Below are 15,580 nucleotides of genomic sequence, written 5' to 3' on the forward strand. Positions count from 1 at the left end.
TTAGCCTCTGGCCTGCTTCACCAGGTCGGCGATGACGTCGCGCACGGTCATGCCTTCGGCACGGGCGGCGAAGGTGAGCGCCATGCGGTGCTGAAGCACGGGCTCGGCAAGGGCCAGGATGTCGTCGATCGATGGTGCCAGGCGGCCGTCATAAAGCGCACGGGCGCGGGCGCAGAGCATCAGCGCCTGGCCGGCGCGGGGGCCCGGACCCCAGGCGACATTCTTGTCGGTGGCGGCGTTGCCATTGCCGGGGCGGGCGGAGCGCACCAGCGCCAGGATCGCATCGACCACCTTTTCGCCAACCGGCATCTGGCGGATGAGGCCCTGGATCTGCTGAAGGCGGGCGGCATCGATCACGGGATGGGCGGTCGCTTCGCCGACGCCGGTGGTTTCGAGCAGGATCTGCCGTTCGGCGGCGAGATCGGGATAGCCGACGTCGACCTGCATCAGGAAGCGGTCGAGCTGCGCCTCGGGCAGGGGATAGGTACCTTCCTGCTCCAGCGGGTTCTGGGTGGCGAGCACATGGAAGGGCTGCGGCAGGTCCTTGCGCGCTCCGGCCACGGTGATGTGATACTCCTGCATCGCCTGCAGCAGCGCCGATTGCGTGCGCGGCGAGGCGCGGTTGATTTCGTCGGCCATCAGCAATTGCGTGAAGATCGGGCCGGGAATGAAGCGGAACGAGCGATGGCCGGCCGCATCCTGGTCCATGACTTCCGAGCCGAGGATGTCGGACGGCATCAGGTCGGGCGTGAACTGCACGCGGCTCGAATTGAGCCCGAGCACGGTGCCGAGCGTGGCGACGAGCTTCGTCTTGGCAAGGCCTGGAACGCCGACGAGCAGGGCATGGCCGCCGGAGAGGACGGCGAGCAGGGTCTGCTCGACTACGCTTTCCTGGCCGAAGATGACCTTTCCGACTTCCGCACGCACCCGGGCGATTTCCGCGAGCGCGCTTTCCGCCGCAGCGACAATCGCCTTCTCGTCGATCGCGTCGGTCGCGCCCTTCATCACAGTCATGGTCGTACTCCCCGGTCGCCCGTTGTTAAACCGAATCGCCCTATACCGGGATTTCAGTCGCCAAATTCCAATTTAGACCCTGCCGGACGGCTGACAAGTCGGCGCCGACGCACTATCTCGTGAGATATCAAAGGTCTCGATGCAAAATCGAGGTCAAACGGGACGGAACAATGGCAGAAGCCGAAATTCAGCAAACCGGCGATGCCGCCGGACTGGCGGCATTGATTGCCCGTGCCGCCGGGCAGACCGGCGAAAAGGCGCGCGGCCTGCCGCCGGTGGATCGTTGGAATCCGCCGTTCTGCGGCGACATCGACATGGAGATCCGCGCCGACGGAACCTGGTTCTATCTGGGCACACCGATCGGTCGGCAGCCCTTGGTCAGGCTGTTTTCCACCGTTTTGCGCAAGGACGAGGACGGGCGCACCTATCTCGTTACTCCTGTGGAAAAAGTCGGTATCCGCATCGTCGATGCGCCCTTCGTCGCAGTCGAGATGAGCGTGACCGAAGGGGAGAAGGGCCAGGTCCTGACCTTCCGCACCAATGTCGGCGATGTGGTCGAAGCCGGGCCGGATCATCCGTTGCGTTTTGTCGTCCACGGCGAGAACCGCGAGCTGAAGCCTTACCTGCATGTGCGCGGGCGCCTGGAGGCGCTGGTGTCGCGGCCGGTCATGTATGACATCGTCGAACTTGGAGAGACCGTTGTCGTCGACGGCATCGAAATGTTCTGCGTGCGCTCGGGCGGCGCCGTCTTCCCGATCATGCCGGCGGCCGAGCTGGAAGCGCTGTCGCGATGAACCGGCATCTCTTCTCTGCTGACGAGTTTCGTCGACGCGCGCTGACCCAGATGGGCGGACCGATCGAGACCTCCTGGCGCGACCATGGCGACTTCCTGCTCAATCCCGGCATGGTGCCCTATCTGGAGACGCTGCACCTGAAGGACGCCGCAGTCCTCGTGCCCGTCGTCGACGATGGCGACGATGCGCATGTCATACTCACCCAGCGCACGGCTAGCCTGCGCAAGCATTCCGGCCAGGTCGCCTTTCCCGGCGGTGCCGTCGATCCAGAGGACCGGTCGGTCGAGGGGGCGGCGCTGCGCGAGGCGCAGGAGGAAATCGGCCTTGATCCGCGGTTCGTCGAAACCATCGGCCGGCTGCCGCATTACATGGCGATGTCCGGTTTTCGCATCACCCCGGTGCTGGCAGTGGTGAAGCCCGGCTTCGAGCTGATCGCCAATCCGGACGAGGTCGAAAGCGTCTTCGAGGTGCCGCTGTCCTTCCTGATGAACCCCGGCAATCACGCCCGTGGGCGTGGGCACTGGCAGGGCGAGGAACGTCATTTCTACCGAATGCCCTATGGCGACCACAACATCTGGGGTATCACCGCCGGCATTCTCCGCATGCTCTATGAAAGGCTTTACGCATGACTTCCGTTGCCGGCGAAGGCTGGTTTTCAGCGCCGTCTCTGCGCCGCGTTTTCGAGGTCCTGAATGTCGAGGGTGGCGAGGTCCGGGTCGTCGGCGGTGCCGTGCGCAACAGCCTGATGGGCCTGCCGGCCGGCGATATCGACATGGCCACCACCTGGCGTCCGGAAGAAGTCTCCGAGCGGGCGAAGGCGGCAGGCATCAAGGTGGTGCCGACGGGCATCGACCACGGCACGGTGACGCTTGTCATCGACGGGACGCCCTATGAGGTGACGACGCTGCGCCGCGACGTATCAACTGACGGCCGCCGCGCGGAAGTCGCCTTCGGCACCGACTGGAAGGCGGATGCCGAACGGCGGGATTTCACCATCAACGCACTCTATGCGAACGAGCGCGGCGAGGTGTTCGACGATGTCGGCGGGCTCGCCGACATCGAGACGCGCACGCTACGCTTTATCGGCGATGCCAGCGAGCGTGTCGCCGAGGACTATCTGCGCATTCTGCGCTTCTTCCGTTTCTTCGCCCATTACGGCCAAGGCCGGCCGGATGCCGATGGCCTGCGCGCCTGCGCCAGGGCACGATCGAAACTTGTGACCCTTTCGGCCGAACGGGTCTGGGCCGAAACGAAGAAACTGCTTTCCGCCGCCGATCCCGGCCGCGCACTTTTGTGGATGCGCCAGGCCGGTGTGCTGACCGAAATCCTGCCGGAAACGGAAAAGTGGGGGATCGACGCGATCCCGGAACTCGTTGCCGCCGAGCGGGCCTTCGGTTGGGCACCGGATCCGCTCCTGCGCCTGGCTGCGATCGTGCCGCCGGACGGGGAACGGCTGGAAGCGATGGCCGAGCGTCTGCGCCTGTCGAAGGCCGAAGCCGCCTATTTCGACCGCTGGGCAAAGGCGCCGGCGATCCCCCCGGCGACCGTCGATACCGCTTTTGACCGGCTGCTCTATCGTCATGGCGTGGAAGGGATCGTCGTGCGGTTGCGGCTGGCGCTGGCAACGGCGCGGCGCAAGTCGGAAGGTGATCCGGCGTTGCTCTCGGAGACTGCGGCGCTGCGCCGGCTGTTGGCGCGCGCCGAGGCTTGGAAGCGGCCAAGCTTCCCGCTGAACGGCGGCGACGTCTTGAAGGCCGGCGTGCCAGCCGGCCCGCGCGTGGGGGAAATCCTCGGCGAACTCGAAAATCTCTGGATCGAGCGCAACTTCAATCTCGACCGGGAAAACCTCGTCGCCCGGCTTGAGGCGATGGTGCAGCCGGATTGATCGAACGGCTTGCGCCGCCTTGGCCGGACGACTTGGTTCGCACGCAGGACGGCAAAGCCGCCTTGAGGACGGCAAGCCGCCTTGAGGACTGCTAAGCCGCCTTGGATTCGTCGGTAATCCGGGCCTTGATGTTATCGATCATATTTTCGCGGATGACGGTTTCGCCGTGCGTTTCGCGCATGTGCTCGACGACGCGGCGCACGATTTCGGCATCGTTGTCGGCGCGCGTGTGCCATTCGCAACCCGGGACGAGGGAACCGCATTCAAACAGGCGCATGGTGCTTCCTTCCCTGTGTAAGTTTGATGCGAGAGCGCGGCGCGCCGGTCGGGCGACCGCACGAATAGAGTAGCATCAACCCCCGGGACGGCCAATTGTTCCCGCCGTCGACGCGAGAAGAAACCGTTATCGACAAGCGGGCCGATGGTGTTATGGGTTTGCGGTAACAAGAGACGCAAAGGCCCTTTTGCCCATGACCACCGTTCAATCGGAACTGATCTCGGCCATCCGGAACATTCCTGATTATCCGAAGCCGGGCGTGATGTTTCGCGATATCACCACGCTGCTCGGCAATCCGCGCGCATTTCGCCGCGCGATCGACGAACTGGTGCATCCCTATGCCGGGACCAAGATCGACAAGATCGCCGGCATTGAAGCGCGCGGTTTCATCCTCGGTGGCGCGATTGCGCACCAGCTTTCCTCGGGCTTCGTGCCGATCCGCAAGAAGGGCAAGCTGCCGCACGACACCGTGCGCATCGCCTACAGCCTGGAATACGGCGTCGACGAGATGGAAATGCATAAGGACGCGATCAAGCCGGGCGAGAAGGTAATCCTCGTCGACGACCTGATTGCGACCGGCGGTACGGCGGAAGCGGCCACCAAGCTTCTGAAACAGATGGGTGCCGATATCGTCGCCGCCTGCTTCGTCATCGATCTGCCCGAACTCGGTGGACGCAAGAAGCTCGAAGCGCTCGGCGTCAATGTCCGCACGCTGATCGAATTCGAAGGCCATTGATCGGCCCCGGAACGGGTGCGGGCCTAAATCGTACCCTTTCCCTCGTCGAGCCTAGAGACGATTGATCGTCCGCAACATCAGCTGGACCTCACGCTGTGTTGCCAGCGGCAGTGTTTCCACTTCCTTCTGCCAGAAGCTTTCGGCTTCCGGCGGCTCTTCTTCCCAGCTTCTGACCGATGTCTCGTTATCGTCTATGACGACACGACGGTGACCGCCGAGACGCACATATTCGTCCGCCAGTTCGCGGACATGGGTTCTTTCCATGGCTGCTCCTCCGGTCCGAGCGGTTCGCCGGCCTCAAGCCGCTGGAGATGCGGCCGAGGTGCGCAACCTTGCCTGCAGATGAGTACTCTGCGCCTGGTCAGAGGCGAATTTAAGGAGCTGAGGCAGTTCAAGGTGTTGCGGCGACACTCAGGCGTCTGAAAAGACCCCGTGTGCCGGAAACTCTCGCGCCGTCAGACGAACTCGATGACCTTGCTCTCGAAGCGGATCACCGGCTCGCCGTGCTGGTTGTCGCCCTCGCAAAGGATGGTGTTGATCCGCCAGCCAGGCTTCGAGGTGAGTGAGCGGCTATCGAGGAAGGTCACGAAATAGGTGACCGTGTCTCCGGCATAGACCGGCTTCAACCACTTGAGATCGCGGAAGCCGGGCGAGGGGCCGAGATTGGGTGCACGCAGGCCCTCGGCGGCAAGCCGGCGCTGCTCATTTTTCCAGAAGCGGACGAAGCACTGCATCCAGCCGGCGCAAGTGTGCCAGCCCGAAGCACAAAGGCCGCCGAACAGCGAATGCCGCGCCGCCTCTTCATCGAGATGAAAGGGCTGCGGATCGAAGTCACGGGCAAAGCGAATGATGTCCTCGGCCGTAAAGGCCAGGGTCCCGATGGCGGTCTTGCTCTTGGCCGCGTAGAATTCTTCCATCGTCATCATCAGGATCTGCCCTTCTCGCGGCAGCGGAAGAGAACGGTGCATTCGGAGACCGCTACGGGCTCACCGGCCTGGTTGGTGATTTCGTTGCGGAATTTGACGATGCCGAGATCGGGCTTCGACCTCGAACGCCGCGCCTCGAGCACGAGGCTGAAACCGTTGAGGACATCGCCGGCGATAACCGGTTTTCTCCAGTCCATGAAATCGATGCCGGGCGAGCCCTGGGACGTCGAGTTGCCCATGAAGGCATCGAGCATCATGCGCATGCCGATCGCGCTGGTGTGCCAGCCGGAGGCGGCGAGACCGCCGAGAATGCTGCGTTTTCCGGCTTCCTCGTCGAGATGCATCGGTTGCTGGTCGAACTCGCTGGCAAACGCGATCATTTCCGCCGGCTTCATTTCGACCGGCTTGTAGTCGAAGCGTCGCCCCTCGGAAAAATCTTCGAAATACAGCATGCTTGCGTTGTCCCGTCTGATTTGCTGCCGTCTACCTACTGTATAATTTCCTGAAGCGGAATCCATTTTGAGGGGCGCTGTTGCTGCGGAGTGGGGTGAATTTCCAGGTTGCGCGTGCCGGAGGTTCATGCAACCTCCTGTCTTGTCGCCGCAGTCGCTGGCGCTTGATCGAGGAGCATTCGTGACCGAACTGAACAGAGCGCTCGCCGGCGCTGCCGAAAAAGGGATCATCTCTGCACATCAGGTGCGGGATCTCGAAGTCTATCTTGCCGATCGCGGCTTCCGTTTCGGTCCGGCAGCATCAGATGCCGCAGCCGACAGGGCTGACGCCGCGCTCGATGCGCGGGCGGCCGAAGACAGCGAGCAGCCCCGATTCATCAGAGGTTTCCACGATATCCTGATCACGATCGGCGTCGTGGTCGTCCTCATCGGCCTGTGGGGCTTGACCGGTCCACTCGCAACGCTGCCGGTCATTCTCGTGCTTGCAGAAATTCTCGTGCGGCGCCAGCGACTGGCGCTGCCCTCGGTGGTGCTGACGCTGGCGCTTGTCCACTGGGTCGCGATGACGTCGATGTGGTTCGTGGACGATCATGGGGAAGCCTGGCACCCCCTGACGTTCGGCCTGGCCTATGTTGCTGCCTTCCCGATCCCGCTGGCGCTGTTCTACTGGCGCTACCGCGTTCCGCTGGCACTGGCCGGTCTGGTGCTGTCGATCGCGATGCTCTGCGTGGTGGCGGTGCTCATCGCCTTCCAGAAGGTCTTCGGTATCGACGTTGCCAACCCCGACCACGTCCTGCTCTTTCCGCTGACCCTGTTCGTGGGGGCGATGACCGTGTTCGCGATCGCCATGCGCTACGACATTTCGGACCCGCAGCGGCTCACCACTCGTTCGGACATCGCCTTCTGGCTGCACCTCGCAGCCGCGCCGGCTCTGCTCTACTCGCTGATGGGACTGGTGTTCCTGGCCAATGGCAGCGCCACATGGTGGGATGGACAGGCGAGCTTCAATCAGGCCGCTTCCGCCATTGTGATCGTCGCCGCGTTCATGCTGGTCGGGCTCGTCATCGACCGCCGCGCCTTCGTCACATCAGGGCTGTTGTCGCTGGGCGGCGCGATCTGGACCGTGCTGAGCAAGACCAATGCGTCGCTCGACAGCTACGTCTTCATCGCCCTGGCGGTCGTCGGGGTGACGGTATTGTTCATCGGCATTTTCTGGCAGCGGCTGCGCCGCATGGTCATCGACCTTTTGCCGGAAACGATAACGGCGCGGTTGCATGCCGCGCCGTAGTATCAAGTCCTGATGCTCTCCGATCCCGCGCCTCGAGTGCGGGATCGGACCGACAGGCCTTACGTGTTGAAGCGGAAGTGGATGACGTCGCCGTCCTGGACGACGTATTCCTTGCCTTCGTCGCGAGCCTTGCCGGCTTCCTTGGCGCCGGTTTCGCCGCCGAGCGCGATGTAATCGTCAAACGCAATGGTATTGGCGCGGATGAAGCCGCGCTCGAAGTCGGTGTGGATGACGCCGGCCGCCTGCGGTGCCTTGGTGCCGCGCTGGATCGTCCAGGCGCGCGTTTCCTTCGGGCCGACGGTGAAGTAGGTGATGAGGTCGAGCAGCTTGTAGCCGGCACGGATCAGGCGGTCCAGACCGGCTTCTTCCAGGCCAAGCGCGCCGAGGAACTCCTTGGCTTCTTCTTCCGGCAGTTGTGCCACTTCCGACTCGATGGCAGCGGAGATCACGACGCTCTCGGCGCCTTGCGCCTTTGCCATTTCGGCAACCGCGCGGGTGTGTTCATTGCCGTCGACGGCGTCACTTTCGGCGACGTTGCAGACGTAGAGAACCGGATGGGCGGTCAGAAGGTTGAGGCCCTGCAGGATGCGCAGTTCTTCAGCGTCGAGCGTCGAAAGCAGCGTGCGGACTGGCTTGCCGTCCTGCAGAAGCTTCAGCGAGGCTTCCATGATCGGAAGCTGTGCCATCGAATCCTTGTCCTTGCCGACGGCGCGCTTGCGGGTCTGCTCGGTGCGGCGTTCCAGGCTCTCGAGGTCGGCGAGCATCAGCTCGGTCTCGATCGTCTCGGCGTCGGCGACCGGGTTGATGCGGCCTTCGACGTGGGTGATGTCGTCATCTTCGAAGCAGCGCAGCACGTGAACCACGGCGTCCACTTCGCGGATATTAGCGAGGAACTGGTTGCCGAGGCCTTCGCCCTTCGACGCGCCGCGCACCAGGCCGGCGATGTCGACGAAGGAGATGCGCGTCGGGATGATTTCCTTCGACTTGGCGATGTCGGCAAGCTTGCGCATGCGCGGGTCCGGCACCGCTACTTCGCCGGTGTTCGGCTCGATCGTGCAGAAGGGATAGTTGGCCGCTTGCGCCGCTGCCGTCTTGGTGAGTGCGTTGAAGAGCGTGGACTTGCCGACGTTCGGCAGCCCAACAATACCGCATTTGAAGCCCATGGGGTCTCGTCCGTATCTTAAAATTCCGTTGGCGTGGCTATGCGGGAAGGGCGCTCCCCGGTCAAGGGCGCAGGCCCTGTTCACGGTAAATAAGGGGTTCCGGCCGTTGAAGGCGTGCTCTTCGGGCCGCATATGCGCTCAGAATTCCGCCGGCCTTGTTGCGGCGGCAAGAAATCTGGGGAGCCCGCATTGATCGACCAGAATTCCTGTTTCCACGTGTGCCGGTGGCCGTCGTCGATATCGGCGATACGCTCGAGGCGTTGCTGATCCGCGCCACGTTGGAAAGTCTCGGTGCCGTCGTCACCCTGCATCTGCCGGGCACGCCGGGGGATTTCCTGACCCTTCTGGCCGGCGGCGAGCTCGTCCATCAGCATTTGGTCATCTCGGGCCACGGCGACGAGAACGGCTTCGCCTTCGGCGACTACATCGAGGAAATCGACACCTCGATGCTGGTCGAAGGCAGCCTGCCGCCCGCGGTCGTCGCCCAACACGCCAGGCTCGATGGCAAGATCGTGCTTAGCACCTGCTGCGAGACCGGCGGCAAGGCCTTTGGCGACGCCTTTGTCGAAAAGGGCGGCGCGGCGCTCTATGTCGCTCCGGACGGTTCGCCTGAAGGGGCCGATGCGCCACTCTTCGTGCATTGCTTCCACCACGCGCTTCTTGCACGCAAGCAGACGCCCGAGGCGGCGTTGGCGCGCGCCCGCTCCTATGACGCGGCGGCAGCGATGTTCGTCGGTCATCGGCCGTACCGTTGACCGACGCTGGCGCCGTTCAATCTGCTTTTGCTTGATCGGCATCTCTGCCCGTAGGATAGTGCGGCTACAGCGCCCTGTCCTTTCGAGACGCGCCAAGGCCGCTGCAACGCTCAGATTTGCTGCATTCTGTCATCAACGGGGTGGTTCCGATGAGTGACAACGAGGTTGCCAGAAAAGTTAAAGTGAAGGTGAAGCCGAAGCTCGAACGGCCGAAGCTTTACAAGGTCATGTTGCTCAATGACGATTACACGCCGCGCGAGTTCGTCGTCGGCGTGCTCAAGGCCGTTTTCCATATGAGCGAGGAGGCCGGCTACCGGGTGATGATGACGGCGCACAAGATGGGCACTTCGGTGGTCGTCGTTTGTGTGCGCGACATCGCGGAAACCAAGGCCAAGGCGGCGACGGATCTCGCCAAGGAAGCGGGCTTTCCGCTGCTCTTCACCACCGAGCCCGAAGAATAGCGAGCGGCCCTGTGGGGATGTGTGGGGTAGCACCAGTCTGCCTTACGCTTTCTTGTGCAGCCGAAGCGGCTTGCTCGCTTCCCGCTCGATCGTGCCCTTGGCTTCGAGATCGAGCTGAACCGCCTTCAGCCACCAGCCGGCTTTTGCGCCCCCGGGGAAAAGATCCTGCGGCAGCAACGGCAGCAGCCGTTCCTTCGCTTCCGCCACGGTCAATCCCGGCGCGGATGGCGGCAGTACCGCGAGCAGGGCTTCACGCATCGCCTCGTATTTCACCCGGTCGACGCGATATTTGTGACCGGGCGAAACGATGTTTTCGACTTCGATCTTCTCAGCCTGGGATGCCATTGGCCTCGCCTTTCACATAGTCGATCTTGGGTGCCTTGAACCCCATCGCCGCCCAGGCGGTCAAAAGCCGCCACATGAACCGACCGGAATGTGTCTTGTAGTTCGGTAGCGTGTCGGCGAACTCGACGCCGGCCCTGCGATCCTTCGTCATCGTCCGCATTTCGAGCGGCGGCTGTTCATCCGGGGCGAAGCGCTGGTTGTAGACGCTCAGCCAGTGGCCACCCTTGAATTCCAGGAACATGGCGGCGTTGCAGCAGCTTGCGATCACCCTGCGTGTGGGCGCCTCGGGCGTCAACCGATGCTCGCGCAAGAGGTCGCTACCCCTGACGCAGCGGATCCTGTCCTTGCGGTAGAGCGCAAAGCGCGTCGAGCCGTCGGCTTCCATGACCGGTGACGCTTCGGGGAGAGCCTCGAAACGCTCGCCGGCGGTGCGGCAACTGGTGCAGTAGCAGGCGGCGCCGACGATCGGCTCGCCGACGGCTTCAAAGGCAACCAGCCCGCAGCGGCAGGCGGCAATCCGATTTCTTGCTTGTGGTTTGGCCATGACCCTCTCCCGATCGCATCTCACTAACTAGACTGGACCGTCCAGTTTGATTTGTCAATCCGACTGGCCTATCCTGGGCGGCAAGTGATTTGGTGACGTATGGCAAGGAGAGGGGGCAACATTGAGCAACGGCGCAAAGACGCGCATGGAGCGCACCCGCAAGGCGATCGTGGCTGCGGCGAGCGACCTTTTCCTGAAGCACGGCTTTCTCGGCACCAACATGGACGAGATCGCCGCGACCGCTGAAGTGTCGAAGCAGACCGTCTATTCCCATTTCCAGAGCAAGGAAGCGCTGTTTCTTGAGGTCGTGCGCAGCATGACGGGCGGGGCGGGCGACGAGTTCCAGGAGCAGGTCGCCGACCCCGATGGCGACGAGCCGATCGAGGATTTCCTGCTCGACTATGCGACGCAACTGCTGACGATCGTGATGACGCCGCGGCTGATGCAGGTTCGTCGCCTTGTCATCGCCGAGGTCGAACGTTTTCCGCAACTCGGCGAAGCGCTGCACGAGCGCGGACCGATGCGCTCGATCCGGCGGCTTGCCGTCGCCTTCAAGCGCTATGGCGAGAAGGGCGACATCCTGGTGAGGGATGCCGAGGTCGCCGGGGGGTTCTTCAACTGGCTGGTCATGGGCGGGCCGGTCAACGACGCCATGCTGCTTGGCGACGGCGCGATCCCGACACCTCGGGCACTGCAGGCGCATGCTGCGGAAGCGGTGCGGATTTTCCTTGCGGCCCACAAGGCGAGCTAGACGCCGATATCGGGCAGGGAATGATGATGCTCAGTCGCCCTTCGAGCCGAACATCTTCTTCAGCATGTCGGCCATTGGACCGGTCGTCGGCAGCTTCTTCGGCTGGGCAGCGTTGCGCGCCTGGTGGATATGCGACTGCGCACCCTGCTTCTTCGGGCCTTCGGCTTTTTCCGCTTCCGGCTTGCCGCCGGTCGCGAGCGCGATCTTGTTCAGAAGCTGGGAATCCTCGCCGCGCACCAACATGTCGGCGTTGTCGGCGATGGCGTCGAGCAGCGGCACCAGCCAGACCTGGTCGACCTTAGCGAAATCGCCGAGCACATAAGCGTGCACCAGATCCTTGACGCCGGGATGGCCGATGCCGAGCCGCAGGCGCCGGTAGTCCTTGCCGCAATGGGCGTCCATCGACTTGATGCCGTTGTGGCCGCCGTGGCCGCCGCCAACCTTGATCCGCGCCTTGGCGGCCGGCAGGTCGAGCTCGTCGTAGATGACGGTGATGTCCTTCGGCTGCAGCTTGTAGAAGCGCATGGCCTCGCCGACCGCTTCGCCGGACAGGTTCATGAAGGTCTGCGGCTTCATCAGCAGCACGCGTTCGCCGGCGATCTCGCCCTCGGCGATCTCGGCCTTGAATTTCTTCGACCAGGAGGCAAAGCCATGGCGGCGGTGGATGACGTCGACCGCCATGAAGCCGATATTGTGCCGGTTGGCGGCGTATTTCGAACCTGGATTGCCAAGCCCTACGATGATCAGCATGTCGTCACGCGTCGATGATTTCGGGATGGGGCCATCCAAAATCATCGCGCCGGGGGGAAGTCAACGCTTATTTCTCGGCGCGCAGGATGGCGTTCGGCGTGAGGCCGTAGTGCTTGAAGATCTCGTCCTGGGTGCCGTTGCCAATCAACCGGTCCAGTTCGCGCTGCATGGCGGCGATGGTTGCCCGCGACACATCGCGGTGGCAGGCGATGCCATAGAGCTTGCCTTCGAGAACCAGTGCCGGTTCGACCGGCTTGCCTTCGGCGCGCATGCTCTGGAAGGTCTTCTCCGACGTCATCAGCAGATCGACGCGTCCGGCGATCAGCTTCTTCAGGCTGGATTCGAGATTTGCGGCATAGTCGATCTTCGGAAAGCCGTGGTCCCTGAGATAGGTTGCGGAGAAGTCCTCGCGCTGCGTGCCCACGGAGTACTGGCGTGCCGCCTCCAGTGAAACCGGCGCTATGTCGGAGCCGGCATGGCGAACCATGACCATATGATCGACCAGCAGCGGCTCGACCCATTGGAACTTCCCGTCACGTTCGGCGTCGTGGCCGGTCGTGAAAACGCAATAGGCGGGATCGGTTTCGGCGAGCATGAAGGCTCTCGCCCACGGCAGAACCTCGATCGTATAGGGCTGTTTCAGACGTTCCATGATCAGCTTGACCTGATCGACGGCAGCGCCGCTCGGACCGTTTTCGGTCGAGAAATTGTAAGGCGGATACTCCTCGGTGACGAACTTGATCGTCTGCGCCTCCGCGGTCGTGAAGAGACCGAGGAAAAATAATGGGATCAGCGCCTTCACGTGCGTTCCTCCTTTTCGCCGCATGTTGCGGTGTCGGTGCGGTATGCCCGCGTCCCGAACCTCCATCGGGATCGCGACCGCTGGCGCCGGCGTCATGCCCGCTTGTCTGCTGCCGTCGCCTTTGCTTCCGAGTCGCTTTCAAGCATCTTCAGCATGCTGTCGATCTGCATCGGTCGGCTGAAGAGATAGCCCTGGCCGCAATCGACGCCCAGCTTGCGCAGGAGCTGCCATTGCTCCTTCGTCTCGATACCTTCGGCGACGACGGTGCAGCCCATCTGATGCGAGATGGTGCGGATGCCCTTGATCAGCATGCGGCTCTTGCGCCGGATATCGGCGGTGCCGGAACTCAGCGAACGGGTGAAGGACTGGTCGACCTTGACGATATCGACCGGGAAACGGTTGAGATAGCTCAGCGACGAATAGCCGGTGCCGAAATCGTCGAGTGCGATGCGGCAGCCGAATTCGTTGAGCTGCTTCAACACGGCGTGCACTTCCGGATTGTCGAGCATGAGCACCGCTTCGGTGATCTCGACGACGATCCGGCTTGGCGAAATGTGGTGCTTCAGGAGCAGCGCTGCGAGCTTGTGCGGCAGCGTCAGCTCGAATTGCAGCGGCGAGAAGTTGACGGCCAGATAGGTGTTCTGGGTGCCGTCCAGCTCGGAGATGGCCGCCAGATGCCGGATCGCCTTTTCGAGGATGCGGTCGCCGATGCGGGCGATGGTACCGGTTTCCTCGGCGATGCCGATGATCTTGCCGGGCGGCATCAGGCCCTTTTCCGGATGGTTGAGGCGCATAAGCGCTTCAAAGCCGGCGATCTGCCCGTCAGCAAGGCTGACGATCGGCTGCAGCCAGGCCTCGAAATGGTCGTCTTTCAGCCCGGCCTCGATGCACTGTTCAATCTCATGGCGTTCGCGGGAAGCGTCGAGCATGCTGGCGTCGAACAGCTGCAGCCCGTTCTTGCCGTCGTGCTTGCGCGCATACATGGCCATGTCGGCCTTCAGCAGCAGATCGGAGGCGTTTTCCGCATGGGCCGGATAGACCGAAATGCCGACGCTGGCGCTGACGAGGAGTTCGTTGCCGGCAATCGGCATCGGCTCGTGCAGGGCCGAAACGATACGCTCGCCGATCTCGCTTGCGAGCGCCGCAGCGTCCCGGTCGGAAATCAGGATGGCGAATTCGTCGCCGCCGAGGCGGGCCATGATGTCGCCGGGGCGCAGCGCGTCATGGATGAGCTCGACCGTGTGGCGCAGCACTTCGTCGCCGGCCGCGTGGCCGAAATTGTCGTTGATCCACTTGAAGCGATCGAGGTCGATGAAAAGGCAGCCGAGCTGCATGCCGCATTCGTCAGCCTGCCGGATCGCGTCGTCGAGTGCCGCCTCGAACCCCTGCCGGTTGAGGAGGCCCGTGAGGTGGTCGGTGATCGCCTGGGTATGGTTGCGGCTTTCCGCCTGCTTCAGCGCCGTGACATCGGTCATCACGGACAGCGACAGGCTGCCTTCGCCGGTTGCCTTCGTCTCCTGGATCAGCACCGTCATCAGCTCACTGTCCGACTTGCGGAAGGAGACGGTGACCTCGCGGATCTCATGGTCGCCGACGGCGATCGTCTTGGCATGGCTGCGATAGGTTTCGTGCCAGTGCTGATCGATGAAGTCGACGAAGTCACGGCCGATCACGTCGTCGCGGTCGTAACCGGTCGCCAGCAGCCAGTAGTCGCTGACGGCCAGCAGGCGTCCGTCGACGTCGAGCGAAAACAGCATGGCGGGCGTCAGGTTGTAGATATCGGTGACGCGTTCGTGCGCGCTTTTCAGTTCCGTCTCTTCACGCTCGAGCCGGTCCTGCATCTCGTTGAAGTTGGCGGCAAGCGCGCCCATTTCGTCGTCGGAGGTCCAGTCGACGCGGTGGCGTGAGCCGAGCCGGCGGGTCGCCTCGATCGCCGCGGTCAGGCGCATCAGCGGGCGCATAACCGTGAAGCGATTGCCGACAAGCGCGGCGGCAAAGACGATCGCGACTGCGAAAAGCAGAATGGCGAGGATCGCCAGCTCGTCCCTGCTGAATTGCGACAAAAGGCCGGGCGTAGGAACTCTTACCTCGATGCGGCCGACTTCCTTCAGCCCGTCCACGGATTGATAGGAAATGGGCAGGCTGAGGATCCGGTCCTTTGCGCTGGGTATGGCGCCGCCCAGCGGCATCTGGGCGAGGATGGAGCCGGTCTGGTCACGGACAGTGACGGAGAGGATATCGGTGCCGTTGATCAGCGATCGGGCGATATGCTTGATGCCGTCGCTGTCGAAGTCCCAGATCGGCTTGCCGAGCGCCTCGGCGCTTGCGGCCATCAGCAGTTCGATGTTGTGAATCCGCTCGCGCGCGATGCGATCGCTGGAAATGCTCAGGAAGAGGACGAGCAGCGGGGCAATGAACACGAGCATTGCGCCACAGACAATCGCGATAAATCGGTTCTCCACGGAGTGCATCATCGAATGCACGCCCCGGAAGGTGCTGCCACGCATCTCATATTCGGATTCTCTTCAGTCTGAGCCCCAGTTTCCCCGCCTGAAGAACATCATCAAAATCTTAAATGTTGCTGAAATCGCGGCATGATAAATGATGAGACGCGATGCTGGCGTCGCGCGGCTGCGG

19 protein-coding genes are annotated in these 15,580 nt (G+C 62.9%); 8 read left to right on the forward strand and 11 right to left on the reverse strand.

Features of this window, described 5'->3' with window-relative positions:
* Positions 1-1,014, reverse strand: a complete 1,014-nt coding sequence (locus AB4Z53_RS22195) for an AAA family ATPase (protein ID WP_113535489.1) — start codon at positions 1,012-1,014, stop codon at positions 1-3.
* Between the two features lie 170 nt (positions 1,015-1,184).
* On the opposite strand from AB4Z53_RS22195, the gene AB4Z53_RS22200 reads away from it, so the two are divergent.
* The 3 genes from AB4Z53_RS22200 to AB4Z53_RS22210 are packed head-to-tail and all read left to right on the forward strand — an operon-like array spanning position 1,185 to position 3,693.
* Positions 1,185-1,808: a DUF1285 domain-containing protein gene (locus AB4Z53_RS22200; protein ID WP_113535488.1), complete on the forward strand. Its 624-nt coding sequence runs from the start codon at positions 1,185-1,187 to the stop codon at positions 1,806-1,808.
* Complete coding sequence (locus tag AB4Z53_RS22205; RefSeq protein ID WP_441597730.1) at positions 1,805-2,437, forward strand: CoA pyrophosphatase; 633 nt, start codon at positions 1,805-1,807, stop codon at positions 2,435-2,437. The genes AB4Z53_RS22200 and AB4Z53_RS22205 overlap by 4 nt, the downstream gene beginning before the upstream one ends.
* Positions 2,434-3,693 carry a CCA tRNA nucleotidyltransferase gene (locus AB4Z53_RS22210; RefSeq protein ID WP_441597731.1) on the forward strand — a complete coding sequence of 420 codons (1,260 nt, stop codon included), beginning with the start codon at positions 2,434-2,436 and terminating at the stop codon, positions 3,691-3,693. The genes AB4Z53_RS22205 and AB4Z53_RS22210 overlap by 4 nt, the downstream gene beginning before the upstream one ends.
* A 91-nt stretch (positions 3,694-3,784) precedes the next feature.
* On the opposite strand, the gene AB4Z53_RS22215 is transcribed toward AB4Z53_RS22210, so the two are convergent.
* Positions 3,785-3,970 carry a DUF1059 domain-containing protein gene (locus AB4Z53_RS22215; RefSeq protein WP_223725126.1) on the reverse strand — a complete coding sequence of 62 codons (186 nt, stop codon included), beginning with the start codon at positions 3,968-3,970 and terminating at the stop codon, positions 3,785-3,787.
* A 193-nt stretch (positions 3,971-4,163) separates the two neighbouring features.
* On the opposite strand from AB4Z53_RS22215, the gene AB4Z53_RS22220 reads away from it, so the two are divergent.
* On the forward strand, positions 4,164-4,706 hold the full coding sequence (locus tag AB4Z53_RS22220; RefSeq protein ID WP_223725125.1) for an adenine phosphoribosyltransferase: 543 nt from the start codon (positions 4,164-4,166) through the stop codon (positions 4,704-4,706).
* A gap of 51 nt (positions 4,707-4,757) precedes the next feature.
* Here AB4Z53_RS22220 and AB4Z53_RS22225 read toward each other — a convergent pair whose 3' ends face one another.
* From AB4Z53_RS22225 to AB4Z53_RS22235, 3 genes are all read right to left on the reverse strand, one after another.
* Positions 4,758-4,970 carry a hypothetical protein gene (locus AB4Z53_RS22225; RefSeq protein ID WP_113535483.1) on the reverse strand — a complete coding sequence of 71 codons (213 nt, stop codon included), beginning with the start codon at positions 4,968-4,970 and terminating at the stop codon, positions 4,758-4,760.
* Between the two features lie 191 nt (positions 4,971-5,161).
* A complete protein-coding gene (locus tag AB4Z53_RS22230) occupies positions 5,162-5,632 on the reverse strand; it encodes a MaoC family dehydratase (RefSeq protein WP_113535482.1) in 471 nt (156 codons plus the stop codon).
* Positions 5,632-6,084: a MaoC family dehydratase gene (locus AB4Z53_RS22235; protein WP_223725124.1), complete on the reverse strand. Its 453-nt coding sequence runs from the start codon at positions 6,082-6,084 to the stop codon at positions 5,632-5,634. Before AB4Z53_RS22235 ends, AB4Z53_RS22230 begins: the two co-directional genes overlap by 1 nt.
* Positions 6,085-6,265: 181 nt before the next feature.
* On the opposite strand from AB4Z53_RS22235, the gene AB4Z53_RS22240 reads away from it, so the two are divergent.
* Positions 6,266-7,372, forward strand: a complete 1,107-nt coding sequence (locus AB4Z53_RS22240) for a hypothetical protein (RefSeq protein WP_441597732.1) — start codon at positions 6,266-6,268, stop codon at positions 7,370-7,372.
* A 59-nt stretch (positions 7,373-7,431) separates the two neighbouring features.
* On the opposite strand, the gene ychF is transcribed toward AB4Z53_RS22240, so the two are convergent.
* Entirely contained in the window at positions 7,432-8,535 is a 1,104-nt protein-coding gene (ychF, locus tag AB4Z53_RS22245; protein ID WP_113535480.1) for a redox-regulated ATPase YchF, read from the reverse strand.
* 224 nt (positions 8,536-8,759) lie between these two features.
* Between ychF and AB4Z53_RS22250 the strand changes: the two genes are divergently transcribed.
* Together AB4Z53_RS22250 and clpS are read left to right on the forward strand one after the other, a co-directional pair.
* A complete protein-coding gene (locus tag AB4Z53_RS22250) occupies positions 8,760-9,290 on the forward strand; it encodes a hypothetical protein (protein ID WP_441597733.1) in 531 nt (176 codons plus the stop codon).
* A gap of 149 nt (positions 9,291-9,439) precedes the next feature.
* Complete coding sequence (clpS, locus tag AB4Z53_RS22255) at positions 9,440-9,751, forward strand: ATP-dependent Clp protease adapter ClpS (protein WP_057253114.1); 312 nt, start codon at positions 9,440-9,442, stop codon at positions 9,749-9,751.
* 42 nt (positions 9,752-9,793) lie between these two features.
* Here clpS and AB4Z53_RS22260 read toward each other — a convergent pair whose 3' ends face one another.
* Both AB4Z53_RS22260 and AB4Z53_RS22265 read right to left on the reverse strand, forming a co-directional pair.
* On the reverse strand, positions 9,794-10,096 hold the full coding sequence (locus tag AB4Z53_RS22260; protein ID WP_441597734.1) for a DUF6958 family protein: 303 nt from the start codon (positions 10,094-10,096) through the stop codon (positions 9,794-9,796).
* Positions 10,080-10,640, reverse strand: coding sequence for a GFA family protein (locus AB4Z53_RS22265; RefSeq protein WP_441597735.1), 561 nt, complete (start codon positions 10,638-10,640; stop codon positions 10,080-10,082). The genes AB4Z53_RS22260 and AB4Z53_RS22265 overlap by 17 nt, the downstream gene beginning before the upstream one ends.
* 121 nt (positions 10,641-10,761) lie before the next feature.
* Between AB4Z53_RS22265 and AB4Z53_RS22270 the strand changes: the two genes are divergently transcribed.
* Positions 10,762-11,391: a TetR/AcrR family transcriptional regulator gene (locus AB4Z53_RS22270; RefSeq protein ID WP_441597736.1), complete on the forward strand. Its 630-nt coding sequence runs from the start codon at positions 10,762-10,764 to the stop codon at positions 11,389-11,391.
* Positions 11,392-11,421: 30 nt separating this feature from the next.
* Here AB4Z53_RS22270 and pth read toward each other — a convergent pair whose 3' ends face one another.
* From pth to AB4Z53_RS22285, 3 genes are all read right to left on the reverse strand, one after another.
* The gene (gene pth, locus AB4Z53_RS22275; RefSeq protein WP_441597737.1) at positions 11,422-12,141 is read right to left on the reverse strand and encodes an aminoacyl-tRNA hydrolase; all 720 of its coding nucleotides are present in this window, start codon (positions 12,139-12,141) and stop codon (positions 11,422-11,424) included.
* 67 nt (positions 12,142-12,208) lie between these two features.
* Positions 12,209-12,943 (reverse strand): substrate-binding periplasmic protein, encoded by a 735-nt coding sequence (locus tag AB4Z53_RS22280; protein ID WP_441597738.1) that lies wholly within the window; start codon positions 12,941-12,943, stop codon positions 12,209-12,211.
* Between the two features lie 92 nt (positions 12,944-13,035).
* Positions 13,036-15,417, reverse strand: a complete 2,382-nt coding sequence (locus AB4Z53_RS22285; RefSeq protein ID WP_113535668.1) for a putative bifunctional diguanylate cyclase/phosphodiesterase — start codon at positions 15,415-15,417, stop codon at positions 13,036-13,038.
* Between the last annotated feature and the right edge of the window lie 163 nt (positions 15,418-15,580).

The organism is Ensifer sp. 2TAB8 (genome assembly GCF_052115125.1).
In the GTDB taxonomy this organism is placed as follows: domain Bacteria; phylum Pseudomonadota; class Alphaproteobacteria; order Rhizobiales; family Rhizobiaceae; genus Ensifer.

Bases quoted from the DNA above. Each gene is read 5' to 3' on its own strand.
- AB4Z53_RS22195 (WP_113535489.1), bottom strand. From the start codon at position 1,014: ATGACTGTGATGAAGGGCGCGACCGACGCGATCGACGAGAAGGCGATT.
- AB4Z53_RS22200 (WP_113535488.1), top strand. From the start codon at position 1,185: ATGGCAGAAGCCGAAATTCAGCAAACCGGCGATGCCGCCGGACTGGCG.
- AB4Z53_RS22205 (WP_441597730.1), top strand. From the start codon at position 1,805: ATGAACCGGCATCTCTTCTCTGCTGACGAGTTTCGTCGACGCGCGCTG.
- AB4Z53_RS22210 (WP_441597731.1), top strand. From the start codon at position 2,434: ATGACTTCCGTTGCCGGCGAAGGCTGGTTTTCAGCGCCGTCTCTGCGC.
- AB4Z53_RS22215 (WP_223725126.1), bottom strand. From the start codon at position 3,970: ATGCGCCTGTTTGAATGCGGTTCCCTCGTCCCGGGTTGCGAATGGCAC.
- AB4Z53_RS22220 (WP_223725125.1), top strand. From the start codon at position 4,164: ATGACCACCGTTCAATCGGAACTGATCTCGGCCATCCGGAACATTCCT.
- AB4Z53_RS22225 (WP_113535483.1), bottom strand. From the start codon at position 4,970: ATGGAAAGAACCCATGTCCGCGAACTGGCGGACGAATATGTGCGTCTC.
- AB4Z53_RS22230 (WP_113535482.1), bottom strand. From the start codon at position 5,632: ATGATGACGATGGAAGAATTCTACGCGGCCAAGAGCAAGACCGCCATC.
- AB4Z53_RS22235 (WP_223725124.1), bottom strand. From the start codon at position 6,084: ATGCTGTATTTCGAAGATTTTTCCGAGGGGCGACGCTTCGACTACAAG.
- ychF (WP_113535480.1), bottom strand. From the start codon at position 8,535: ATGGGCTTCAAATGCGGTATTGTTGGGCTGCCGAACGTCGGCAAGTCC.
- clpS (WP_057253114.1), top strand. From the start codon at position 9,440: ATGAGTGACAACGAGGTTGCCAGAAAAGTTAAAGTGAAGGTGAAGCCG.
- AB4Z53_RS22260 (WP_441597734.1), bottom strand. From the start codon at position 10,096: ATGGCATCCCAGGCTGAGAAGATCGAAGTCGAAAACATCGTTTCGCCC.
- AB4Z53_RS22265 (WP_441597735.1), bottom strand. From the start codon at position 10,640: ATGGCCAAACCACAAGCAAGAAATCGGATTGCCGCCTGCCGCTGCGGG.
- pth (WP_441597737.1), bottom strand. From the start codon at position 12,141: ATGCTGATCATCGTAGGGCTTGGCAATCCAGGTTCGAAATACGCCGCC.
- AB4Z53_RS22285 (WP_113535668.1), bottom strand. From the start codon at position 15,417: ATGATGCACTCCGTGGAGAACCGATTTATCGCGATTGTCTGTGGCGCA.